We start from the raw sequence: 21,352 nt of genomic DNA, 5'->3' as shown, positions 1-21,352 counted from the left end.
CGAGCACATCGCGTGCGATGACCGACCGTTCAGGCCCGGACCACCCGACCCGCGATGCGGGCTTCGGCGTCTACGTGCATTGGCCCTTCTGCGCCTCGAAGTGCCCGTATTGCGACTTCAACAGCCATGTCCGCCACGCGCCGGTGGACGAGGCGCGCTACCTCGCGGCCTTCCGCGCCGAGATCGCGCACGTGGCGGGGCGCACCCCCGGCCGCACCGTCTCGAGCATCTTCCTCGGCGGCGGCACGCCCTCGCTGATGCAGCCCGCGACGGTCGCCGGCATCCTCGATGCCATCGCCGCAGCCTGGGGCGTCGAGCCCGGCGCCGAGATCACGTTGGAGGCCAACCCGACCAGCGTCGAGGCCGGGCGCTTCCGGGGCTACCGCACGGCCGGGGTCAACCGCGTCTCCCTCGGCGTCCAGGCCTTCGACGACGCTTCGCTCAAGAGCCTCGGGCGGCTGCACAGCGCCGAGGAGGCCTTCGCCGCGATCCGGGTCGCGCAGGGCGCGTTCGACCGCAGCTCGTTCGACCTGATCTACGCGCGCCCGAACCAGACCGCCGCGGCGTGGCGGCGCGAGCTCACCGAGGCGATCGGCCGGGCGGCCGAGCACCTCTCGCTCTACCAGCTCACCATCGAGCCCGGCACGCCGTTCTACGGGCTCGCCGCCGCCGGCCGGCTGGTGCCGCCCGACGACGAGACCGCCCGCGCGCTCTACGACGTGACTCAGGAGGTCTGCGACCGGGCGGGCCTGCCGGCCTACGAGATCTCGAACCACGCGCGTGCCGGCGCGCAGTCGCGCCACAACCTGCTGTACTGGCGCTACGGCGAATATGCCGGCATCGGCCCCGGCGCGCATGGCCGTCTCGTGACGGAGGCCGGCCGCCTCGGCACCGTCACCGAGAAGGCACCGGAGGCCTGGCTCGCCCGGGTCGAGCGCGACGGCCACGGCATCGCCGAGACCGAGACGATCGCCGGCGCCGACCAGGGCGACGAGTTCCTGATGATGGGCTTGCGCCTGTCCGAGGGCATCGACCCGGCGCGCTATGCCGCGCTCAAGGGCCGCCCGCTCGACGGGTCGCGGGTCGCGGCGCTGATCGGCGACGGCCTCGTGGCGCGGCTCGACGGCGGCCGCATCGCCGCGACCGCGCGCGGCGCTCCGGTGCTCAACGCCGTGGTCGCGAGCCTCGCGGCGTGATGCCGTACGCCTCCGCGCGCGTCGAAAGCCGATCCGTGAGCCGGCGATGACACCGACCGTCATCGTCCTCGTGCTGCTCGCGCCGCTGCTGCATGCCGGGTGGAACACGCTGCTGCGCGGCGGCGCCGACCGGCTCTGGACCAATCAGCGTGATGAACTTCACAGTCGGCGGGCTCGGGCTCCTCATCACCGTCGCGGTCGAGCTGCCAGGTCTTCGACACCGCGGCGATGGTCACCGTCCACCGCGCGTTTCCGCTCTGGCTCCTGCTGACGCGCGGATCGGCGGCCCTCGGCGGGCGGCCCGCCGCGGTCGCGCGCGCCGTCGGCGGGGGCGCCGCCTCGCTGCTGGCCTACGCGGCGGTGATCTGGGCGATGCGGCTCGGGGCGATGGGGCCGGTCTCGGCCCTGCGCGAGACCAGCGTGGTCTTCGCCGCGCTCCTCGGCCGCGCCTTCCTGGCGGAGCGCCGGACCGCCGGCCGCATCGCCGCCTGCACGGTCGTCGCGGCCGGCGCGGCGATGATCGGCCACGACTGACGCGCGGTGGAGGCTCAGGTGCCGGGTTTGGCCAGGGCGCGGGGCGCCGGGCTGACCACGCTCGACGCGTTGTTGCGGATCTCGTGGACGGCGAGCGCCCGGTCGCTCAGGCCGTCGGCGCGGAAGCGGAAGGTGCCGTCGACGCCGGCGAACCCGGCGCTCTTGGTCAGGGTCGCGTCGGCGAAGCGCTGGGTCCCGTATTGCCGCGCGAGCGCCGCACTGAGCGAGACCGCGTCGTAGGCCAGCGAGGCGACCCGCGGCGGGCTCGTGCCGAACCGCGCCTGGTAACGCCCGGCGAAGTTGCCGAATCCGCCGGTGTCCGGCGCGGCGAAGCGGCCGCCCTGCAGGGCCGGCAGCGCGAAGAGCCGCGGCTCGTTCCACACCGCGGTGCCGATCGGCCGGACGCGGGACGGCGCGAAGCCGGCCTTGGTGAGCGCGGCCGCCACATTCGGCAGCCCGTCGGCGGTCTCGGGCAGGAACAGGGTGTCGGCCTGGGCGCCCGGTCCGGTGATCAGGCCGCCGAGGCGCGCGATCGCCGCCTCCGGCGCGCCGGGGGCGTAGCGTTCGATGCCGACGAGACGGGCGCCCTTGCGCGCCACCGCTTCGCGGAACTGCGCCTCGACGGCGTTGCCGTAGGCGTTCTCGGGGATCAGCGCGGCGAAGGAGCGGCGCCCGCCCGCGACCGACTCGTCGACGATCCGGTCGACCTCGGCCTGCGGGAGGAAGCTCAGCAGGTAGGTGCCGGGGCCGGCGACGCTCGCATCGGTCGAGAACGCGATCACCGGCTTGCCCGCGGCGCGCGCCGTCGCCGAGGCGGCCGCGACGTTGGCGGCGAAGAGCGGGCCGAGCACCAGCTCGGCGCCCTCGGCGATGGCGGCGCTCGTCGCCTCGCGGGCGCCGTCCGGCGAACCGCGGTCGTCGCGCACCAGGATCTGGAGGTCGGGCTGCTGGTATTCCTCGATCGCGAGCTCGGCCGCGTTGCGCATCGCCGCCCCGAGATTGGCCCCCTGGCCCGAGAGCGGCACGACGAGGGCGACCTTGACCGAACCGATGCCGATCCGGCCCGACGCCGAGGCGGCGGCCGGCGTCGAGCCGGGAACGGCGTCGGCGGGCGGTGCGAGGTCGGGAGCGAGTTCGGCCCGCGGCGGCGGCGCGGCGCGGACGGAACGCGCCCGATCCGGAACGCCGATGCAGCCGGCAAGGGCGAGGATCACGGCGAGGGCGGCGCCGGCCCGGAGGGCGCGGGGCGGGACACATCGCGCCATCGCGAAACTTCCTTCCCGTAAAGATCGTCCACGCGGGATCGTGGCTCTGGCTTAAAGCGTGGACCCGAAAAGTAAACGCGCCGATGTCGCAGGATCGCGCGCGCGCCCGGAAAACACGAATCAGCGGGGGTTCGCGGCGGTTCGGCGGCCGCAAGCAAATTCCGCTCGGCGGCTTGGCGTGGCAAGGTCCGCGCGATGACACAGCGAATCGAGCCCGCACGCCGCCCCCGCAGGGACGGGCCGGCCAAATCCACCGCGACCAAGGTTGCGACCTTCACCGCCTTCGGGCTGGCGACGGAAGCGGAGCCGCTCGCGCCGGGCCTGCACGTGGTGGCGACGCCGATCGGCAACCTGCGCGACGTCACAATCCGGGCGCTCGCGACGCTGGCCGCCGCCGACGCGGTGCTCGCCGAGGACACCCGCGTCACCCGGACGCTGCTGATGCACTACGGCATCACCACGCCGCTTGTCGCCTACCACGAGCATTCGAACGCCGCCGTCCGCGAGCGCATGGTGCGGCGGATGCTGGATGGCGAGGCGCTGGCGCTGGTGTCGGATGCCGGCACGCCGCTGGTCTCCGATCCCGGGTTCAAGCTGGTCCAGGCGGCGATCGAGGCGGGGATCTGCATCACGCCGATTCCCGGCCCGTCGGCGGTGATGACGGCGATCGTCGCCGCCGGCCTGCCGACCGACCGGTTCTTCTTCGAGGGTTTCCTGCCGCAGAAGGCCGGCGCCCGCCGCAACCGGCTCTCGGCGCTGGCGACCGTGCCCGGCACGCTGGTCCTGTTCGAATCGCCCCACCGCCTGCCGGAGATGCTGGCGGACGCGGCGGAGGTCCTCGGCGGCACCCGTCCCGCGGCCGTGGCGCGCGAGCTGACGAAGATGTTCGAGACGATCCGCCGCGGCACCCTGGCCAGCCTCAACGACACCTTCGCGGAGGAGGGCGCCCCGAAGGGCGAGGTCGTGGTGGTGATCGGGACCGCGCCGGACGAGGCCACCCCGGAAGAGGCCGATGCCGGCCTCGACGCGGCCCTGCGCGTCGCGCTCGCGCGGCACTCGATCAAGGATGCCGCAAGCCTCGTTGCCGACGAGACCGGGCAGCCGCGCCGCGCCGTCTACAACCGTGCGCTGGTGCTGGCTCGCGAGACCGATGCGGACGCCTGATGCCGCGCGCCGGAAGGCGACCGAACGCCGCGGGCGCCGGGCCGAATGGCTGGCGCTCGGCGCGCTGATGCTGAAGGGCTATCGTCCCTTAGCGATGCGGGTGAGCGCGTCGGGCGGCGAGATCGACCTGATCGTGCGCCGCGGCGGCACCATCGCCTTCGTCGAGGTCAAGGCGCGCGCGACGCTGATCGAGGCGCAGGGCGCGATCGGCCGGGTCAAGCGACAACGCTTCTCGCGCGCGGTGCGGAGCTGGATCGCGCGGCATCCGTTCGCCGGGAGCCTGACCCTGCGGGCGGACGCGGTCTTCATCGGCGGACGCAGCTGGCCGGTCCACCTCGTCGACGCGTTCCCGATCGAGGGCCTGTAGCGGACGGTCAGGCGCGCGCGGCGCTGATCGCGCCGATGAGCGTGCGCTTGAGGTCGGCCTGGCTGAACGGCTTCTGCACCACCGGGCGATCGCGGAACGGCTCGCGGATGCCGGCGCCGCCGTAGCCGGTCGAGAAGATCAGCGGCAGGTCGCGCTTCGCGATCGCCTCGGCGACCGGGTAGATCGGCTCGCCGGCGACGTTCACGTCGAGGATCGCGACCTCGAAGGTCTCGCCCTCGGCCATCTCCAGGGCGGTCGAGAGGCGTGCGGCCGGGCCGACCACGGTGCAGCCGAAATCGAGCAGCATGTCTTCGAGCAGCATCGAGATCGCGGCTTCGTCCTCGACGACGAGCACCCGCTTACCCTGGAGAACGTCGTCGTTCGGTTCCGCGCTCACGCCGAGGTGTCTTCCTTGTCGATCCGCTCCGCTTCAACGGAACGTCGCCATGATGGCTGGTCGGATCCGATCGTCGCGCCAGGAGAACCAAGCGGGTACACCGGGCGGCTGAGGGGTCGCCCGGAACGCCGGTTGTGTCAAGCGTCCGGCGCGGGCTGTTCCGTCGGCAATGTTACACGGCGATACATTTCGCGATAGGGTGTGGCACGGTCCGCGTGAGGGCAGAACCCGCAATGGGCCGATCTTTTCCTGACACGACCGGATTTTTCCTGTGAGGGGTCGCCCCGTTCCGATCTGCGACCGCCGCGCCGTGCTGGTCGGCCTCGGCGCCGCCATCGCGGCGGCGCCCGCGCGCGGGCAGGGCGCGGTGGTGGTCGCCTCGAAGAGCGACACCGAGGGCACGCTCACCGGCAGCATGATCGCCCTGTGCCTGGAGGATCTCGGCATCCCGGTGCAGCGCCGCCTCGGCCTCGGGCCGACGCTGATCGTGCGCTCGGCCCTGATGTCGGGCGATGTCGACCTTTATCCCGAATACACCGGCAACGGCGCCTTCTTCACCGGCACCGAGGGCGATCCGGCCTGGAAGCGGGCCGACGGCGCCTACGCCGCGATCGCGGCGGCGGATCGGGCCAAGGGCCTCGTCTGGCTCGGGCGGGCGCCGGCCAACAACACCTGGCTGATCGCGGTGCGCGGCAGCCTCGCCCGGCGCGAAGGGCTCGCCACCATGGCGGATTTCGCCGGGGCCGTGCGGCGCGGGTTGATCCTGCTCGCGGCCTCGACCGAGTTCGTCGAGAGCCCGGCGGCCCTGCCGTCCTTCGAAGCGGCCTACGGGTTCTCGCTGCCGATGAACCGCATCATCAGCCTGCCCGGCGGCGACACGGCGGTGACCGCGCGGGCGGCGGCGCAGGGCATCAGCGGCGTCAACGCCGGCATGGTCTACGGCACCGACGGGGCGCTCGACGCCCTCGACCTGACCGTGATGAGCGATCCGAAGGGCGCGCAGATCGTCTACGAGGTCGCCCCGGTGATCCGCGCCGACACCCTGGCGCGCCACCCGCGCATCCGCGAGAAGCTCGATCCGGTGTTCGCGCGCCTCGATGCCCATACGCTCCGCCGGCTCAACGCCCGCATCACCGTCGAGGGCCAGGTCGCCGAGACGGTGGCACGGACGTTCCTGCGCGACGCCGGCTTCATCGCTTGACGCCCGCAACGGAGGATCGACGCGGGGGCATCGGCCCGCCGCTGTTCGCCGCCGCCTTCCTCGGTGCGGTCTACGGCCTGCCGCTGCTGCGCATCGCGAAGAACCGCCTCGTCGTCGGCGAGCCTGTCTACGCGCTGGACGGCCTCGGGGCCCTGCCCGGATTCGGGCCGGAGATCGAGGCGGTGGCCGGGCTCGTGCTGGGCGCGGTGCTGCTCGCCCGGATCGGGCGGACGCGGATCGGCGTCGGCGCCGCCACCGTGCTCCTCGCCCTGGCCCTCGGGCTGCTGATGCTGGCGCTGGGCAGCACGGCCGGGGACCTTCTCGCCGGCGAGCCGCCGGCCGCCCGCGCCGGCCTCGCCTCCGGTGCCTGGACGGCGCTGCTGCTGCTCGCGGGCGGGCTCGCCCACCTCGCCCGCCGCATGGCCGTCCCCGGGCTCGAGGGCGCGCTCGCGGCCGCGTTCCTGGGCTTCGTCGCGCTGGCCGGCTCGACCGGGACGCTTGGGAGCCTGTCGCTCGCCGTCGAGTTCGCGGCGCGCAAGGACGTGGTCGGCGAAGCCTTGGTGCGGCATCTGCTGCTTTCGGGAAGCGCGGTGCTGCTGGCAGTCGGCGGTTCCGTGCTGCTCTCGCTGTGGCGACGCGGGCAGGGCCTCGTCGAGGTGCTGGTCGGCGGCATCCAAGTGGTGCCGGCCGTGGCCCTGCTCGGCGCGCTGGTCGCCGTCGCCTCGGGCCTGCTGCAGGCGGTCCCGGCGCTCCGCGAGGCCGGCCTCGGCGCGCTCGGGCCGGTGCCGGCGGTGATCGGCATCGCCGCCTATCTGCTGCTCCCGCTGTGGCGCGGCCTCGCTCTAGCGCTCGCAGCGCCGGACCCGGCGACCCTCGACGCGGCCGAGGCCCTCGGCCTGCCCCCACGAACGATCCTGTTCCAGGTGCGGCTGCCGATCGGCGCCGGCATCCTGCTTGGGGCGCTGCGCGTCGCCTGCGTCCAGGGGATCGGGCTCGCGACCCTCGGGGCGCTGGTCGGGGCCGGCGGCCTCGGCGGCATCGTCTTCGACGGCATGGCGCAGTTCGCCCCGGACCTGATCCTGCTCGGCGCGATCCCGATCGTCGCGCTCTCGCTCGTCGTCGAGCGGACCTTGAGCCTCGCCGAGGATCGCTGGCGCGGGACGCCGGCATGACCCGGCTGCGTGCCCTGCACCCGGCCCTCGGAGCCGTCGCCGCCGGCCTCGTGCTCGCGTGCTTCAGTCATCCGACCGTCGCCGCGGCGATCGTCTCGGCGCTCGGCGAGACGCCGCGGCGGGCGCTGCCGCTCGACCATCTCGGTGCGCTCGCCCTGCACCACCTGATCCTCGCCGGGACCGGCCTCGTCCTCGTCGCGATCACGGGAATCGGCCTCGGGATCCTCGCGACCCGCCCCGGCGCGGCCTCGGTCCGGGGCGGGATCGATACGCTGGCCGCCGCGGCGCAGGCGGTGCCGCCGGTGGTCGTGGTGGCGCTCGCCCTGCCGGTGCTCGGCTTCGGCGGCCCGCCGACCCTGCTGGCCCTGGTGCTCTACGGCATCATGCCGACGCTCCGCGGCACGGTCGGCGCCCTGGAGGCGGTGCCGGCGGAGACGCGCGAGGCCGCCAAAGCGCTTGGGCTTACCGCCCGTCAGACCCTGACGCGGATCGAGCTGCCGCTGGCCGCGCCCGCCATCGTCGAGACCTTGCGCACGGCCCTCGTCCTCGCCGTGGCGACCGCCGCGGTCGGCGCGCTGGCCGGCGCCGCGACGCTCGGCACGCCGATCGTCGCCGGCCTCCAGAACCAGAACACCGTGCCGATGCTCCAGGGCGCCGCCGCGACGGCGGCGCTCGCCTTCCTGTGCGACGCGCTGATGGTCGCGGCGGCAGGCCTGCTTCGCCGCTGATCGCCTCTTCGACGACGAAGCGCGAATCCAATAGGCCTGAATAGGAAAATACTCTACGTGAGGTACGCGACGTCCACCGGCTTCGTCGCACGCGAAATTGGCTTCGGTCTTTTGGGAGGGCGTGTGCGGATCACCTACGGTACGCATGCCCTCGGCAATTTGGTGGATCGAGCACTGGAGCGCGTGTGGATCGAACGCACCGTGGCAGAGCCGGAAGAGACCGAGACGGACCCGAAGCACCCGGAACGAAGACGGGCCTATCGCTCGGTGCCGGAGCGCGACGGCAGGATGCTGCGCGTGGTATATGTGCCGACCGAAGATGGCGTGCACGTCGTGACCGCATTCTTCGATCGCAGCCGGAGGCGCTCACGTGAAGTCGCGGTATGACGCTAAGACCGATGCGCTCTACGTGCGCTTCGCGGATGCCCCCGTCGTCGAAAGCGAGGAAGTCCATCCCGGCCTAGTCCTCGATTTCGATGCCGCCGGTCGGATCGTGGCGGTCGAAATCCTCGATGCATCGGAGCACCTGTCCACCGGTGCGGACCTCCGGCACCTGACGGCGGCCTGATCGCAGGAGCATTTCCAAGCAAGGTGGAAGCTCGCTCGCCGGAAGGACATGAGGCCGAACGGCGGTTCGGAGCCGGTCGCCTCGACGAGATGCAAGCGCCCGCTCTATTCGTCCTTGAACGACACCTTCGCCCCGCGGGCGACGTGGGCGGCGAGGTCGCGGGCGTTCCAGTTGGTCAGCCGGATGCAGCCGTGCGACTCGGTCTTGCCGACCTTCTCCGGCTCCGGGGTGCCGTGGATGCCGTAGGAGGGAATCGCGAGGTCGATCCAGACGAGGCCGACCGGGTTGTTCGGGCCGGGGCGGATCGAGAACTTCTTGCGGCTCTTCACGCCCTTGAAGCGGTACTTCGGATCGTAGGTGTAGAACGGGTCGAAGGCGACGCCCTTCACCTTGGTCTCGCCGCTCGGCGCGGGCTTCTCCTCGCTGCCGATCGAGGCCGGATAGTAGGCCAGAAGCTTGCCGTCCTTGCCGAAGGCGCGCACGTCGCGGCTGCCCTTGTCGACCTCGACGCGGTCGACCTTCGGGTCCTGCGGCAGGTCCTTGGCCTTGGGCTTGTCGAGGCCCATCGGCGCGACGCCCGCGACCAGGATCACCGTTCCGGCCTTGTCGAGGGGCTTGTCCGGGTTGAGCTGGCTCAGCAGGTCGCGGCTCATGTGGAAGCGCTCGGCCAGCATCTCGCGCGGGTTGGTGTAGCTCATCGCCTTCAGGTCGGCCTGGGCCTCCATCTTCGGCGGGATCGTCTCGACATAGGGGCCGGCCGCATCCGCCTCAGTGATGGTGTAGTCGGCGACCACCGGATCGCCGCCGGTGGCGGCGAGCTTGTCGAAGACGTCCTTCGTCAGCGTCTTCGTCGCGGGCAGGCCCTGCGCCACGGCGTAGGCCGAGAGCGCGCCCTGGAGGTTCTCGCCGTCGCGCCCGTCGATGGCGCCGGGGAAGAACCGCGCCCGGTCGAGCAGCACCTGGACCTTGATCGTCAGCGGATCGGGCCGGTCGTTCGCCTTCGCGGCCCCCGACGACTTCGCCTCGTCCTTCTTCGCATCCGTCTTCGCATCCTGGGCCGGCTCGGCGAAGGTCGCGTCCCGGATCGCCTGCGCGCTCGGCGCCGCGGGCTCGTTCTTGCCCGACGCCTTGGCCGGCTCCTTATCCGATGCGGCAAGACCCTGGCCCGCGAGGCAGGCCAGGACGACGGCCGCGAGGCCGGTCCGCATCGTCGATCCGCACGTCATGGTCGAGGCTCCCGGAGCCGATTCGCTCCACGCGATCAAGTGTCGGCGAAGCGTGAGCGTTCCCCGCCAAACGGCACGGCGGCATCAGGTTTCCGCGACCGCCCTCACTGGCACAGGCGGTGCCCGGCGTTGCGCTCGCGCTCGTCGAGATGGAGATGGTTGGCGTGCGCGGCGTTTGAGCCGGGGCCGAGCACCGTGCGGAAGAACCCGCAGGCCCGCGCCCGCACCGCATCGAGGAAGCGCCCCTCGGCCGAGCCCTCCGGCATCGCCCCGACCGCGATCGGCGGACGGCCGGCGAAGGTGAAGCTCATCACGTCGACGCCGTTGGCGAAGGCGTGCTCGCTGAGCTTGGCCTCGACGTCGTGGTTCTGCCCGCGGCACTCGTAGGAGGTGCCGATCGCGATCCCGGTCAGCGGCTGCTTCAGCTCGCGCTCGGCCGCGACCTGCGCCTCGGTCGCCCAGCGCGCCAGCGCCTCGGCGGCCGCACAGGTCAGCGTCGTCGATTGCGGAAGCGCGACGTCGGGCAGCCCCGTCACCTTCAGCGGCAGCGGCGTGCCGCACTGCCCGTTGACGATCGCCGGCAGCGGCTCGAACGCCGCGCCGAGGCGCTTCAGCCTGACCCGGCAGGCGGTGTCGTCCGGCGCCGCGACCTTGAGGGCGAGCGCCGCCTCGCCCGACAGCTCGGCCGGGCGCTCCGGGGGGAGCGGCGGCGGCACCGGCATCTCGCCGGGCTTGTCGGCGGCCTTGTCGCCGGGCTTGGCCTCCGCCGGGACCGGCGGTGCGCCGGAGGACGCGTTCGGGACGAGGTCGGCCGGGCGTTCCGGCGGCCTCGGTGCGGGCGGCGCGACGGCAGCCGGATCGGCGGGCGGCGCGGCGGGCTTCGTCTCGGGCGTCGCGGGCGGTGTCGCCGGCGCCGTCAGCGCGGCGGGGCGCTCCGGCGGGCGCGGCGGGTCGGTCATCGTCGCGCCCGGCGCCGTCGCGGGCTTCAGCTCGGCGGGCCGCTCGGGCGGCAGCGGCGGCGGCACGGGGACGGTCGCCTCGGGCGGATGCGGCTTCGACTCCTGTGCCCTCGCGTCCCGTCCCGCCGTCGTGGCAAGCAGGGCCGTGCCGGCGAGCGCGAGCGCCGCGAACCGTCGAGACCGACCTGACGCCATGACTTATCCACCCCATCCGGCCGTCACCCGCGACACGATCCTGTGCGAGGGACGGCCCGTCACGATCGAGCGGTTCGCGCCGCGCGGCAAGGACGCGACGGCCACGGCGACCGTCATTCTGCTGCACGACGCGGAAGGACCGGGCCCGGACCGTCCGGTCCGCGCCGAAGCCGCAGCTTTGGCGGAAGCCGGCTTCGCGGTGCTGCTGCCGCACTATCTCGAGCGGACCGGCGAGGCGCGGGTCGGGTTCTCCGGGATCAGCCGGCATTTCGGCGCATGGCGGGATGCCCTCGAGATCGTGCGCGCGCAGGTCCCCGGCCCGGCGGCGCTGGTCGGCCGCTCGCTCGGAGGCGCCCTCGCGCTGGCGCTCGCCGCGCGGGCGCCCGAGGCGATCGCGGCGCTGGTGCTGCGCTCGGCCTTCCTGCCGCCGGAACTCGGCAGCGGCCCGAGCGCCGGCCCCCTCGCACTGCCGCCGGTGCTGGCGCTGCACGGCGCCCGCGACGCCCTGGTCGGTCGGCGTCACCCCGAGGACCTGCACCGGCGGATGGCCGAGGCGGGCGGAAGCTGCCGCGTCCACCTCTACGAAGACCAGGGCCACGCCTTCGATCCGCGAACCGATGCCGACGCGGTGGCACGCGGTATCGCCTTCCTGAAGCGTGGGTTCGGGCCTATCTGAAGCGGGAGCGCGTCGAATCGCCGGCCGTCGACGGCCCAGGCCGGAACGCCGCCGGCCAGGGCACGGCGCGCGACATCGGGACCTTTCAGATGACGACAGCGCAAAACCCCGGGCTCGCCGACCTTCCGGCCGACAACCCCTTCTCCGAGACGGCCTGGGGCACGCCGGCCGAGCTTCCGCCGTTCGAGCGCATCAGCCCCGAGCACTACCTGCCGGCCTTCGAGGCGGCTTTGTCGTCCCACAAGGCCGAGATCGCGGCGATCGCCGGCGAGACCGCGGCGCCCACCTTCTCCAACACCGTCGCGGCGATGGAGCGGGCGGGCCTGGCCCTCGATCGAGTCGCCGGCGTGTTCTACAACCTCACCGGCAGCCACACGAACCCCGAGCTTCAGGCGATCGAGCGAACGATCGGCCCGAAGCTGTCGCGCCACAGCAGCGCGATCTACCTCAACCCCGACCTGTGGGCGCGCATCTCGGCGGTCGACGCCGACGCCGAAGGCCTGGGCGGCGAGGAGCGCCGGGTTCTGTCCCGCTACCGCACCCGCTTCCGTCGCTCCGGCGCCGACCTCGGGCCCGAGGACAAGCGCCGCGTCGCCGAGATCGCGGCGCGGATGTCGGAACTCGGAACCCAGTTCAGCCAGAACCTGCTGGCCGACGAGAGCAGCTTCCTGCTGCCCCTCGACGCGGCGGAGGACCGCGCCGGCCTGCCCGACTTCCTGATCGCCTCGGCGGCCGACGCCGCCAAGGAGCGCGGGGGCGCGCACAGCCACGCCATCACCCTGTCGCGCTCGCTGATCGAGCCGTTCCTGGTGTGCTCGACCCGGCGCGACCTGCGCGAGCGCGCCTACGAGGCCTGGATCCGCCGCGGCGAGGGCGGCGGGGCCACCGACAACCGCGGCATCATCCGCGAGATCGTCAGCTTGCGCGCCGAGCGGGCCAGGCTCCTCGGCTTCGACAGCTTCGCCCACTTCAAGCTCGACGACACCATGGCCGCGACCCCGGACGCGGCGATGGGCCTGCTGCGCGAGGTCTGGACCCCGGCCCGCAGGCAGGCCGGGGCCGAGCGCGACCGGCTCCAGGCGATCGTCCAGGCCGAGGGCGGCAATTTCGCCCTCCAGGCCCATGACTGGCGTCACTACGCCGAGAAGCTGCGGCGCGCCGAGCACGATCTCGACGAGAGCGAGATCAAGGCCTACCTGCCGCTCGATTCGGTGATCGCCGCTTCGTTCGACACGGCCTCCCGCCTGTTCGGCCTGCGCTTCACCGAGCTCAAGGACGTTCCGCGCTACCACCCGGACGTGCGCGCCTGGCGCGTCGCGAACGCCGACGGCTCCGAGGTCGGCACCTTCCTCGGCGATTACTTCGCACGGCCGTCGAAGCGCAGCGGCGCCTGGATGAGCGCCTTCCGCTCGCAGGAACGGCTCACCGGCGACGTGAAGCCGATCATCGTCAACGTGATGAACTTCGCAAAGGCGCCCGCCGGCGAGGCGGCCCTGCTGTCCTTCGACGACGCCCGGACCCTCTTCCACGAGTTCGGCCATGCCCTGCACGGCCTCCTCTCCGACGTGACCTACCCGCTGCTCGCCGGCACCGCCGTGTCGGGCGACTTCGTCGAGCTGCCGTCGCAGCTCTACGAGCACTGGCTGGAGCAGCCGGAGGTGCTGCGGACCCATGCCCGCCACCACCGCACCGGCGAGCCGATGCCGGAGGCGCTGCTGACGAAGCTGCTCGCCGCCCGCACCTTTAATCAGGGCTTCGCCACCGTCGAGTACACCGCGTCGGCGATCGTCGACATGACGCTGCACCTCTCGGCCGAGGGCGAGAACGGGCTCGACGTGGGGGCCTTCGAAGCCGACGCGCTCGAGCGCATCGCGATGCCGGCCGAGATCAAAATGCGCCACCGCACGCCGCACTTCGCCCACATCTTCTCGGGCGACGGCTATGCGGCCGGCTACTACAGCTATCTCTGGTCCGAGGTGCTGGATGCGGACGCCTTCGACGCCTTCCGCGAGGCCGGCGACATCTTCGATCCGGCGACCGCCGCGCGCCTGCGCACCTACGTCTACGGCGCCGGCAACCTGCGCGACCCGCGCGAGGCCTACACCGCCTTCCGCGGGCGCCTGCCGAGCACCGAGCCGTTGCTGCGCAAGCGCGGGCTGGCGGCCTGAGGGGGAAGGCCCGCGCCGCCTCGGCACGCGCGGCGCGGTAACCCTTCGGTAAACAAACGTCCTTAACCAAAGCTTTCGACAGAGATGCCGGACGCGGAGGCGAGGGCCATGACGACGATCATCGATTCGGCCGTGGAGAAATCGGCCGCCTCGCCGGAGGCCCTGCTGAAGGCCGCGGTCTCCGGCGCGAAGCCCGCCGAGAGCAAGGCGGCGGCGCCCGTGCCGACGGCTGCCAGGGCCGTCCGCCGGTTCGATGCGGTGACGATGGGGCTGGCGGGCGCCGCACTCGCGGTCGGCACGGTGCTCGGCGCCGGCACCGCGATCCTGGCGACGCCCCGGCCTCAGGGGACGGCGGTCGTCCTAGCCGAGATCAACGCGGCGCTCGAGGCCAACCGCTCGGAGGCGTCGCGCCTCGCCATCGCTTCCGATCGCCTCGACAAGTCGGTCGCGGCCCTCAAGGACGCTGCGGACGCCGCGCGCAGCGAGGCGAAGGCCCGCAGCGCCGCGCTGACCGAGAAGGTCGGCAAGACCGAATCCGCCCTGGTGGCGAAGATCGCCGCCCTCGGCGAGCGGATCGAGCAGGCGGAGAAGGAGCAGGGCGCCCGCCTCGCGGCGGCGGCGGCCCAAGCCGAGAAGCGCACCGTCGCGTCCGCCGCGCCGCCGGCTCCGGTCGCGAAGCCCGAGCCGGTCCAGACCGGGAGCATCCCGGACGCCAAGCCGAAGCCGGCGGTGATCGAGTCCTGGGCCGTCCGCGACGTGTACGACGGCACCGCCATGCTGGAGGATCGCCGCCGCCGCCTGGTGGAGGTCGCGATCGGCGACGCCATTCCGGGAGTCGGGCGGGTCGAAGCCGTCGAGCGGCGCGGGTGGGAATGGGTCGTGGTGACGCGTCAGGGCCTCGTCACGCCGCAGCCCTGGTAGGACGCGGCGCGCAACGCCGTCAGGTCGAGGCGATCGGCGTCTGGGTCAGCACGCCGGCGCCGACCGGGTAGCGCGGCTCGATCGTCATCGGGTCCGCCATGGCGGCGGCGCGCTCGGCGCGCTGGCGGCCATGGGTGAGGGCGCGAGTCTGGGCGATGCGCGTCGGGTGCAGGATCGCCGCGAGCAAGGCTTGGCCTTCGAACTGGGTCCCGAGGTTTTTGGCGTCGAAGACGGGCATGACCGGCCTTGCAGAGACAGCGGAGCGTCGGCACCGGCGGTCCAGGAAACCTCGGCCGTACGTGAGTAACGGGGACAACCTGAACAAGTTCCGAAAGTTTCGAGAACGGAACTATTTTTTCATCATTGCATTGCAGCGCCCCGGCCCTGGTGTGAAATCGCACGCCGACTTCGCCTTTCGGCAGATCTCCAGACTACGCATCCGGCGCGACGTGGCTTCGCAAGTCGTCGGCAGCCCCGCGAAATGCACCCTGCGGATGCACGGCTAATCGCGTCTCTCGGAAACGTCAGCGGGTGTCCTCGCGCAGGAGCTCGGTGTTGACCGCGAAGGCCGCCATGGCGCCCTCGGCGGCGGCGACGATCGCGAACTGCACCCGGCGCGAGGCGTCGCCGGCTACGTAGAGCCCCGGCACGTCGGTCTTCTCGTAATCGCGCGTCGGCACCACGCCGGCCTCGTTCAGGGCGCAGCCCAGCTGCCGGATGAGCTGCGACGGCAGGCATCCCATCGGCATCAGGAACACCGCGCGGCAGGGCAGGGCGCTGCCGTCCGCGAAGGCGAGATGCGTCGGCCCCGCCTCGTCGCCGTCCAGGCGGGCGATCGGCGCCTCGACCAGCCGCACGCCGTTTCGGGCGAGGCGCGCCCGATCGTCCTCGGAGAGGTCGGTCGGATGGCCGTCGGTGCAGAGCGTGACGTTGCCGCTCCAGGCCGTCAGCTCCAGGGCGAACCCCTTCGCGACGGGGCCGTGGGCGTAGGCCGCGATCGGCCGGTCGCGTGCCTCGTAGCCGTCGCAATACGGGCAGGAATGGACGCCGGTGCCCCAGTAGCGCGCGAAGCCCTGGATCGCGGGCAGGTCCTGGTGCAGGCCGGTGGCGAGGATCAGCCGGCGGGCGGTCTCCCGGGTGCCGTCCGCGAGCGTGATCGCGAAACCGCCGTCGATCGCGCGCGCTTCCACGACCTCGGCCTGGCGCAGCGCGACGGTGTCGTAGCGCTCGAGGTCGGCGCGGGCGAGGGCGCGAAGCTCGGCCGGCGGCGTGCCGTCCCGGGTGTAGACGCCCCAGGTCAGGCGGGCCGCGGCGTTGCGCGGGGTGCCGTGGTCGAGGAGCAGGACGGTGCGCCGGCAGCGCCCGAGAATGAGCGCCGCGTTGAGCCCCGCCGGGCCGCCGCCCACGATGATCACGTCGTGCATGATGACGCCGCGCCCGAGGCGCGCCTCCGGTTGCCCCTCTCGGGCTCAAGCCGGATCCGTGCCGAACGTTTCTCGGATGCGGCCACGAAAAAGGGCGCCGCGGCGCCCTTCGTCGTCGTCCGTCCGCGAAGGCCGGCTCAGGCGGCGGCGGACTTCACCGGGACGCCCTTCTCGGCGAGGAAGGTCTGCAGCTCGCCCGACTGGAACATCTCGCGGGTGATGTCGCAGCCGCCGACGAACTCGCCCTTCACGTAGATCTGCGGGATGGTCGGCCAATTGGAATAGGCCTTGATGCCGTCGCGGATGCCGGCGTCGGCCAAGACGTTCACGCCCTTGAACGGCACTTCGAGGTAGTTGAGGATCTGAACGACCTGCCCCGAGAAGCCGCATTGCGGCATGGTGGGCGTGCCCTTCATGAACACGACCACGTCCTGGGACTTGATCTCGTTCTCGATCGTTGCGTTGACGTCGCTCATGGGTTCCGATCCTCGTTCGTTTCAGCAGATCTAATGATGGTCGGCAGGCATTTCCAATGCCGAGGCCAACCGCTTTAGCGCCCAATCCATATCGAAGCTTTTCGCCACGATCTCGTCCGGATCGAAAGGCATCGTCGCCGGCGACCCAGGGACGAGGCTGTCACCGTACATCTCGAGCGACACGGCGGCGTTCGCCTTCGCGGTGGTCCAGAAGTCTTCCCAGTCGATCCTCTGTCGCATGGAGCGCTTGTAGTTCCGGCGTGCCGTCGCCTGGTAGGCGACCACCTCGACCCGCCAGGATCGGGTCGATTGCGCGGACGGAGCTGAAAGGTACTTCGGGACAAGGACGAGGAGGATGGCACTCTCGACGCCCTGCGTCTGAGACCGTCCCAAGCCCTCGACCTCCTCGGCGATGTTCTCCCAAGCGCGCGCATTCGAGAGGTCGGGCCGAGCCGCCAGGGCGCGCAGGCTCGCCGCCTGCTGCTCGGACCAGGTCACGATGTCGTCGTCGTAGAGGCTCGGCTGGTCCATCGGCACCACCGTGGAACGGAGGCCTAATCCTGCGGGACGCCCGTCGTCAGCGCAAGGGCGTGGAGCACGCCCCCCATCCGCCCCTGGAGCGCGCCGTAGACCATCTGGTGCTGGGCGACGCGGGTCTTGCCCTTGAACGCCGCCGACAGCACCGTGGCGGCGTAGTGGTCGCCGTCGCCGGCGAGATCCTTGATCTCCACCTTGGCGTCGGGCAGGGCCTCGACGATCATCCGCTCGATCTCGCGCGCGTCCATCGGCATCGGTCGGTTCCTCGGGTCGGGGGTGTCAGGCGGCCGCCGGAAGGCTCGCCATGTAGGCCGGCAGCCAGCCTTCGTGGGCGTCGCGGAGCTCGGCGACCGATATGGTCTGCCCGCCCGGCAGGGTCAAACCGTCGCCCTCGACCACGCCGACCACCGACGCGTCGATGCCCTGCGCCGAGGCGGCGTAGAGGATGTCGGTCGCGGCCTCGGCCGGCACGGCGACGAGGTAGCGCGCCTGGTCCTCGCCGAAGAGGTAGGCGTGCGCCGGCATGCCCTCCGGCGCCTCGGGCAGCGTCGCGCCGAAGCTGCCCGCCATCGCCATCTCGGCCAACGCCACCGCGAGGCCGCCGTCGGAGAGGTCGTGCACGGTGTCGACCTGGCCCGAGGCGATGAGCCCGCGGACGAAGTCGCCGTTGCGGCGCTCGAGCGACAGGTCGACGGGCGGCGGCGCCCCCTCCTCGCGGCCCTCGATCACCGACAGGTAGATCGACTGCCCGAGCCACCCCTCGGCGGCGCCCACCAGCACCAGCACGTCGCCCTCGCGCTTCAGGGCGATGGTGGCGTGGCGCGCGACGTCGTCGAGCACGCCGACGCCGCCGATGGTCGGCGTGGGCAGGATGCCGACGCCGTTGGTCTCGTTGTAGAGCGAGACGTTGCCGGACACGACGGGGAAGTCGAGCGCCTTGCAGGCCTCGCCGATGCCCTGGAGGCAGCCGACGAGCTGGCCCATCACCTCGGGCTTCTCGGGGTTGCCGAAGTTCAGGTTGTCGGTGATCGCCAGCGGCCGCCCGCCGACGGCGGTGATGTTGCGCCACGCCTCGGCCACCGCCTGCCGGCCGCCCTCGACCGGGTCGGCCTCGCAATAGCGCGGCGTCACGTCGGCGGTGAGCGCCAGCCCGCGGGGACCGTCCTCGACGCGGACGATCGCGGCGTCGCCGCCGGGCTTCTGCACGGTGTTGCCGCCGATGAAGTGGTCGTACTGCTCGTAGACCCAGCGCTTCGAGCACAGCTCGGGCGAGCCGACGAGCCGCTTCAGCGCCTCGGTCAGGGAGGCCGGCGCCGCGACGTCCGCGGCCTGGATCTCGGGCAGGTGCGTGTTGGCGATGTGCGGCCGGTCGTAGAGCGGCGCCTCGTCGCCGAGCTCCTTGATCGGCAGGTCGGCGACGACGTCGCCGTGCCACTTCACCACGAAGCGCAGGGTGTCGGTGGTCTTGCCGATCACCGCGAAGTCGAGGCCCCACTTCACGAAGATCGCCTCGGCCTCGGCCTCCATGCCGGGCTTCAGAACCATGAGCATGCGCTCCTGGCTCTCCGACAGCATCATCTCGTAAGGGGTCATGCCGGCCTCGCGGGCGGGCACCTTCTCGATGTCGAGCTCGACGCCCAGATCCCCCTTGGCGCCCATCTCGACGGCCGAGCAGGTCAGGCCGGCAGCCCCCATGTCCTGGATCGCGATGACCGCGCCCGAGCGCATCAGCTCGAGGCAGGCCTCGAGCAGGAGCTTCTCGGCGAAGGGGTCGCCGACCTGCACGGTCGGGCGCTTCGACTCGGTCTCGGCGTCGAACTCGGCCGACGCCATGGTGGCGCCGTGGATGCCGTCGCGCCCGGTCTTCGAGCCGAGGTAGACGATCGGGTTCCCGACGCCCGAGGCCGCCGCGTAGAAGATCGCGTCGGCCTTGGCGAGGCCGACCGCCATGGCGTTGACCAGGATGTTGCCGTCGTAGCGCGGGTGGAAGCCGACCGCGCCGCCGACCGTCGGCACCCCGAAGGAGTTGCCGTAGCCGCCGATGCCGGCGACCACGCCCGAGACGAGGTGGCGCGTGCGGGGGTGGTCGGGCGAGCCGAAGCGCAGGGCGTTCAGGGCCGCGATCGGGCGCGCCCCCATGGTGAAGACGTCGCGCAGGATGCCGCCGACGCCGGTCGCCGCGCCCTGGTAGGGCTCGATGAAGCTCGGGTGGTTGTGGCTTTCCATCTTGAAGACGCAGGCGAGGCCGTCGCCGATGTCGATGACGCCGGCGTTCTCGCCCGGCCCCTGGATCACCCACGGCCCCGTCGTCGGCAATCCGCGCAGGTGCTTGCGCGACGACTTGTACGAGCAGTGCTCGTTCCACATCGCCGAGACGATGCCGAGCTCGGTCAGCGTCGGATCGCGCCCGATCAACCCACGGAACCGTTGGTACTCGTCCGGCGTCAGGCCGTGCTGGCGGACGAGCTCGGGCGTGATCGGGACATCGTTGCGGAACATGCGGCGGTCTCGACGAAAATCCGGTCCCGATCGGAGATGGCGCCGTCGGCAAGGTCGGCGCCGGCTCGGGAGTCGCCACGGCTCTAGAGGGTAAGCGCCCGCCCTGGCAACATTCGATCACACATCCGCCCGGCCCGTCCCGGGGTCGGAGCGCTCAGGCGCGGACCGGGACGGCCGTCGCGCCGCCTTCGGACGGGCTCGCCGGCCGCGCCCCGCACCGGCGGTCGATCGCCGCGTGCACCGGCTCCGGCCCGGAGACCAGGGCGATGTAGTCGAACCCGTCCGTGTCCAGGCTCGACATCAAGAGCTGGAAGTGCATCTGGAACAGGTTGAAGCGTCGGCCTCGAATGAGACGATGCTCGATCAGGTCCTCCAGCCGGACGTAGCGCGTGGCCGGGCGCCCGCGGTCGGGCGAGGGCACGTCGGAGGCGGTCAGCGGATCGCGCAGGTGGATCGACAGCCAGTCCCAGGGCGCGCGCACGTCGAGCCAGCGGATCTGGTCGGCGGCGGCGAAGCGCGCGAGCGCCGCCCGGAACTTCACCGCGGGGCGGTCGAGGGCGATCCAGGGGATCACGCTGCCCAGCGTCACGAACGAGACCGGCGTGCCGCGGGTGCCGAAGGCGGGATCGGCCGAGAGGATCCGGTCGAGCACCTCGACCCCGAGGAAGCTCGACGAGGAATGGCCGATCACCACGACTTCGTCGGCGGTGCCCTCGGCGGCGGCGATGCGCGCGGCCATGGCGTCGAGGCGCTCGGGCATCCGGGCTTCGCGGCCGGCCGCGTGGTCGTGGGTGAAGGCGGTGTCGTCGACGAGGTGGGCGCAGTAGAACGGCTTGCCGCGGGTGATCGCCATGATCCCGGCCAGGATCGCGTAGGCCGCGCCCGGTACCGCGAGCCACGACCACGGCCGCCAGTCGGCCGGCAGCGCCAGCGGCAGCAGCGCGGCGAGCCCGAGGCTCAACGCCACGAACACCAGGAACAGGTACTGGACGCCGAAGATCACCATGGCGAAGCTACGCCCTTCGCGGCGCAGGCGCCGTTCGTAGCCCGAGCGCCTGAGCCGCCACAGCAGGGCCGGCACCGTGAGGAGGCGCCGCCAGTTGGGGCGCGGGAAGCGCGCACGCACGATGTCGTCCCAGCGCAGCAGGCCGTAGCGCGTGCGGGTGCCCCCCGATTCGACGGTCCAGTCGAGGCTGAGGCGGTCGGCGCTGCGCGACGGGTCGCTCACCGCGATGTCGAGCCCGCGGCGCGCGGCCGTCAGCCGGCTCTCGCGACGGAAGAGGCCCCAGTAGGTCTCGGGCTGGCGCGGATCGAAGCCGGGCAGGTAGAAGACCTGGCGCCTGACCACCTCTTGCGGATCGGCGGTGGGCGTGTCGCTGAATCGGGTGATGACGGAGCGTTCCGGCGCTGTTGCTATCGAAGGATGCCGGCTCCCTACACGACGGCACGCCCCGGAGACGAGCGAAAAGACGCCGGCGTTATGACCCGTTGAGAAACTCGGGGGGCACCGCAAAGAGTGGCTTTCGGCCTGTCCGCTTCCGGGCGACGGATCGATCGAGGCGGACATCGCCACCCCGCCCGCTCACGGTTGAGAGCGGAGAAGGCCGAGCCGCAGCGCGCGGGCGGCAGATTGTCCGCCGCCCCGCCTGCCTTGGCGTCCATCCCAGACTGTACAAAAG

Annotated in this window: 23 protein-coding genes; 12 read left to right on the top strand and 11 right to left on the bottom strand. The window is 72.3% G+C overall.

Going from position 1 to position 21,352, the window contains the following annotated elements; all coding sequences use genetic code 11:
- The first annotated feature begins 17 nt into the window (after nucleotides 1-17).
- Nucleotides 18-1,196, top strand: a complete 1,179-nt coding sequence (gene hemW / locus MKK68_RS15395; protein WP_147844311.1) for a radical SAM family heme chaperone HemW — start codon at nucleotides 18-20, stop codon at nucleotides 1,194-1,196.
- A 228-nt stretch (nucleotides 1,197-1,424) separates the two neighbouring features.
- Nucleotides 1,425-1,730 (top strand): EamA family transporter, encoded by a 306-nt coding sequence (locus MKK68_RS15390; protein WP_243949497.1) that lies wholly within the window; start codon nucleotides 1,425-1,427, stop codon nucleotides 1,728-1,730.
- Nucleotides 1,731-1,744: 14 nt separating this feature from the next.
- On the opposite strand, the gene MKK68_RS15385 is transcribed toward MKK68_RS15390, so the two are convergent.
- The gene (locus MKK68_RS15385) at nucleotides 1,745-2,995 is read right to left on the bottom strand and encodes a penicillin-binding protein activator (protein ID WP_244031046.1); all 1,251 of its coding nucleotides are present in this window, start codon (nucleotides 2,993-2,995) and stop codon (nucleotides 1,745-1,747) included.
- A 195-nt stretch (nucleotides 2,996-3,190) separates the two neighbouring features.
- Here MKK68_RS15385 and rsmI point away from each other — a divergent pair, with 195 nt between their 5' ends.
- Both rsmI and MKK68_RS15375 read left to right on the top strand, forming a co-directional pair.
- On the top strand, nucleotides 3,191-4,159 hold the full coding sequence (rsmI, locus tag MKK68_RS15380) for a 16S rRNA (cytidine(1402)-2'-O)-methyltransferase (protein WP_147843564.1): 969 nt from the start codon (nucleotides 3,191-3,193) through the stop codon (nucleotides 4,157-4,159).
- On the top strand, nucleotides 4,146-4,526 hold the full coding sequence (locus MKK68_RS15375; RefSeq protein WP_243949495.1) for a YraN family protein: 381 nt from the start codon (nucleotides 4,146-4,148) through the stop codon (nucleotides 4,524-4,526). Before rsmI ends, MKK68_RS15375 begins: the two co-directional genes overlap by 14 nt.
- Before the next feature lie 7 nt (nucleotides 4,527-4,533).
- Here MKK68_RS15375 and MKK68_RS15370 read toward each other — a convergent pair whose 3' ends face one another.
- Complete coding sequence (locus tag MKK68_RS15370; protein ID WP_147729180.1) at nucleotides 4,534-4,923, bottom strand: response regulator; 390 nt, start codon at nucleotides 4,921-4,923, stop codon at nucleotides 4,534-4,536.
- A gap of 271 nt (nucleotides 4,924-5,194) precedes the next feature.
- On the opposite strand from MKK68_RS15370, the gene MKK68_RS15365 reads away from it, so the two are divergent.
- The 5 genes from MKK68_RS15365 to MKK68_RS15345 are packed head-to-tail and all read left to right on the top strand — an operon-like array spanning nucleotide 5,195 to nucleotide 8,592.
- Nucleotides 5,195-6,124, top strand: coding sequence for a glycine betaine ABC transporter substrate-binding protein (locus MKK68_RS15365; protein ID WP_409567250.1), 930 nt, complete (start codon nucleotides 5,195-5,197; stop codon nucleotides 6,122-6,124).
- A complete protein-coding gene (locus MKK68_RS15360) occupies nucleotides 6,121-7,296 on the top strand; it encodes an ABC transporter permease (protein ID WP_243949491.1) in 1,176 nt (391 codons plus the stop codon). Before MKK68_RS15365 ends, MKK68_RS15360 begins: the two co-directional genes overlap by 4 nt.
- Before the next feature lie 5 nt (nucleotides 7,297-7,301).
- Nucleotides 7,302-8,024 (top strand): ABC transporter permease subunit, encoded by a 723-nt coding sequence (locus MKK68_RS15355; RefSeq protein ID WP_409566098.1) that lies wholly within the window; start codon nucleotides 7,302-7,304, stop codon nucleotides 8,022-8,024.
- Nucleotides 8,025-8,081: 57 nt separating this feature from the next.
- Complete coding sequence (locus MKK68_RS15350; RefSeq protein WP_244031045.1) at nucleotides 8,082-8,411, top strand: DUF4258 domain-containing protein; 330 nt, start codon at nucleotides 8,082-8,084, stop codon at nucleotides 8,409-8,411.
- Nucleotides 8,395-8,592 carry a DUF2283 domain-containing protein gene (locus tag MKK68_RS15345; protein WP_244031043.1) on the top strand — a complete coding sequence of 66 codons (198 nt, stop codon included), beginning with the start codon at nucleotides 8,395-8,397 and terminating at the stop codon, nucleotides 8,590-8,592. Before MKK68_RS15350 ends, MKK68_RS15345 begins: the two co-directional genes overlap by 17 nt.
- Nucleotides 8,593-8,696: 104 nt before the next feature.
- Here MKK68_RS15345 and MKK68_RS15340 read toward each other — a convergent pair whose 3' ends face one another.
- Together MKK68_RS15340 and MKK68_RS15335 are read right to left on the bottom strand one after the other, a co-directional pair.
- Complete coding sequence (locus MKK68_RS15340) at nucleotides 8,697-9,800, bottom strand: L,D-transpeptidase (protein ID WP_243937373.1); 1,104 nt, start codon at nucleotides 9,798-9,800, stop codon at nucleotides 8,697-8,699.
- A 122-nt stretch (nucleotides 9,801-9,922) separates the two neighbouring features.
- Nucleotides 9,923-10,972, bottom strand: a complete 1,050-nt coding sequence (locus MKK68_RS15335) for an extensin family protein (RefSeq protein ID WP_313899232.1) — start codon at nucleotides 10,970-10,972, stop codon at nucleotides 9,923-9,925.
- Between MKK68_RS15335 and MKK68_RS15330 the strand changes: the two genes are divergently transcribed.
- From MKK68_RS15330 to MKK68_RS15320, 3 genes are all read left to right on the top strand, one after another.
- Nucleotides 10,971-11,648 (top strand): alpha/beta fold hydrolase, encoded by a 678-nt coding sequence (locus MKK68_RS15330; RefSeq protein ID WP_244031041.1) that lies wholly within the window; start codon nucleotides 10,971-10,973, stop codon nucleotides 11,646-11,648. The genes MKK68_RS15335 and MKK68_RS15330 overlap by 2 nt on opposite strands.
- Before the next feature lie 89 nt (nucleotides 11,649-11,737).
- Nucleotides 11,738-13,816 carry a M3 family metallopeptidase gene (locus MKK68_RS15325; RefSeq protein ID WP_244031040.1) on the top strand — a complete coding sequence of 693 codons (2,079 nt, stop codon included), beginning with the start codon at nucleotides 11,738-11,740 and terminating at the stop codon, nucleotides 13,814-13,816.
- Nucleotides 13,817-13,924: 108 nt separating this feature from the next.
- Nucleotides 13,925-14,737 carry a hypothetical protein gene (locus MKK68_RS15320; RefSeq protein WP_244031027.1) on the top strand — a complete coding sequence of 271 codons (813 nt, stop codon included), beginning with the start codon at nucleotides 13,925-13,927 and terminating at the stop codon, nucleotides 14,735-14,737.
- Between the two features lie 19 nt (nucleotides 14,738-14,756).
- Here MKK68_RS15320 and MKK68_RS15315 read toward each other — a convergent pair whose 3' ends face one another.
- The 7 genes from MKK68_RS15315 to MKK68_RS15285 all read right to left on the bottom strand — a co-directional run bounded on the left by MKK68_RS15315 (nucleotide 14,757) and on the right by MKK68_RS15285 (nucleotide 21,021).
- Complete coding sequence (locus MKK68_RS15315; RefSeq protein ID WP_147842991.1) at nucleotides 14,757-14,975, bottom strand: hypothetical protein; 219 nt, start codon at nucleotides 14,973-14,975, stop codon at nucleotides 14,757-14,759.
- Between the two features lie 286 nt (nucleotides 14,976-15,261).
- Nucleotides 15,262-16,161, bottom strand: a complete 900-nt coding sequence (locus MKK68_RS15310; protein WP_244031025.1) for an NAD(P)/FAD-dependent oxidoreductase — start codon at nucleotides 16,159-16,161, stop codon at nucleotides 15,262-15,264.
- A gap of 137 nt (nucleotides 16,162-16,298) precedes the next feature.
- Complete coding sequence (grxD, locus tag MKK68_RS15305; RefSeq protein ID WP_147727610.1) at nucleotides 16,299-16,637, bottom strand: Grx4 family monothiol glutaredoxin; 339 nt, start codon at nucleotides 16,635-16,637, stop codon at nucleotides 16,299-16,301.
- Nucleotides 16,638-16,667: 30 nt separating this feature from the next.
- Nucleotides 16,668-17,168 (bottom strand): DUF29 family protein, encoded by a 501-nt coding sequence (locus MKK68_RS15300; protein WP_279605362.1) that lies wholly within the window; start codon nucleotides 17,166-17,168, stop codon nucleotides 16,668-16,670.
- A 23-nt stretch (nucleotides 17,169-17,191) separates the two neighbouring features.
- The gene (locus tag MKK68_RS15295; protein ID WP_147727612.1) at nucleotides 17,192-17,428 is read right to left on the bottom strand and encodes a BolA/IbaG family iron-sulfur metabolism protein; all 237 of its coding nucleotides are present in this window, start codon (nucleotides 17,426-17,428) and stop codon (nucleotides 17,192-17,194) included.
- A 25-nt stretch (nucleotides 17,429-17,453) separates the two neighbouring features.
- On the bottom strand, nucleotides 17,454-19,673 hold the full coding sequence (gene purL / locus MKK68_RS15290; protein ID WP_147727613.1) for a phosphoribosylformylglycinamidine synthase subunit PurL: 2,220 nt from the start codon (nucleotides 19,671-19,673) through the stop codon (nucleotides 17,454-17,456).
- A gap of 154 nt (nucleotides 19,674-19,827) precedes the next feature.
- Nucleotides 19,828-21,021: a hydrolase gene (locus tag MKK68_RS15285; RefSeq protein WP_244031022.1), complete on the bottom strand. Its 1,194-nt coding sequence runs from the start codon at nucleotides 21,019-21,021 to the stop codon at nucleotides 19,828-19,830.
- Between the last annotated feature and the right edge of the window lie 331 nt (nucleotides 21,022-21,352).

Source organism: Methylobacterium sp. E-016, assembly GCF_022829745.1.
Taxonomy (GTDB): domain Bacteria; phylum Pseudomonadota; class Alphaproteobacteria; order Rhizobiales; family Beijerinckiaceae; genus Methylobacterium.
The sequence above is the reverse complement of the archived record's forward strand: the minus strand, read 5'-3'. Positions and strand labels throughout refer to the sequence as shown.

Bases quoted from the DNA above. Each gene is read 5' to 3' on its own strand.
- MKK68_RS15330 (WP_244031041.1), top strand. From the start codon at position 10,971: ATGACTTATCCACCCCATCCGGCCGTCACCCGCGACACGATCCTGTGC.
- MKK68_RS15340 (WP_243937373.1), bottom strand. From the start codon at position 9,800: ATGCGGACCGGCCTCGCGGCCGTCGTCCTGGCCTGCCTCGCGGGCCAG.
- MKK68_RS15310 (WP_244031025.1), bottom strand. From the start codon at position 16,161: ATGCACGACGTGATCATCGTGGGCGGCGGCCCGGCGGGGCTCAACGCG.
- grxD (WP_147727610.1), bottom strand. From the start codon at position 16,637: ATGAGCGACGTCAACGCAACGATCGAGAACGAGATCAAGTCCCAGGAC.
- purL (WP_147727613.1), bottom strand. From the start codon at position 19,673: ATGTTCCGCAACGATGTCCCGATCACGCCCGAGCTCGTCCGCCAGCAC.
- MKK68_RS15325 (WP_244031040.1), top strand. From the start codon at position 11,738: ATGACGACAGCGCAAAACCCCGGGCTCGCCGACCTTCCGGCCGACAAC.
- MKK68_RS15320 (WP_244031027.1), top strand. From the start codon at position 13,925: ATGACGACGATCATCGATTCGGCCGTGGAGAAATCGGCCGCCTCGCCG.
- MKK68_RS15390 (WP_243949497.1), top strand. From the start codon at position 1,425: ATGGTCACCGTCCACCGCGCGTTTCCGCTCTGGCTCCTGCTGACGCGC.
- MKK68_RS15385 (WP_244031046.1), bottom strand. From the start codon at position 2,995: ATGGCGCGATGTGTCCCGCCCCGCGCCCTCCGGGCCGGCGCCGCCCTC.
- MKK68_RS15375 (WP_243949495.1), top strand. From the start codon at position 4,146: ATGCGGACGCCTGATGCCGCGCGCCGGAAGGCGACCGAACGCCGCGGG.
- rsmI (WP_147843564.1), top strand. From the start codon at position 3,191: ATGACACAGCGAATCGAGCCCGCACGCCGCCCCCGCAGGGACGGGCCG.
- hemW (WP_147844311.1), top strand. From the start codon at position 18: ATGACCGACCGTTCAGGCCCGGACCACCCGACCCGCGATGCGGGCTTC.
- MKK68_RS15300 (WP_279605362.1), bottom strand. From the start codon at position 17,168: ATGGACCAGCCGAGCCTCTACGACGACGACATCGTGACCTGGTCCGAG.
- MKK68_RS15315 (WP_147842991.1), bottom strand. From the start codon at position 14,975: ATGCCCGTCTTCGACGCCAAAAACCTCGGGACCCAGTTCGAAGGCCAA.
- MKK68_RS15335 (WP_313899232.1), bottom strand. From the start codon at position 10,972: ATGGCGTCAGGTCGGTCTCGACGGTTCGCGGCGCTCGCGCTCGCCGGC.
- MKK68_RS15295 (WP_147727612.1), bottom strand. From the start codon at position 17,428: ATGCCGATGGACGCGCGCGAGATCGAGCGGATGATCGTCGAGGCCCTG.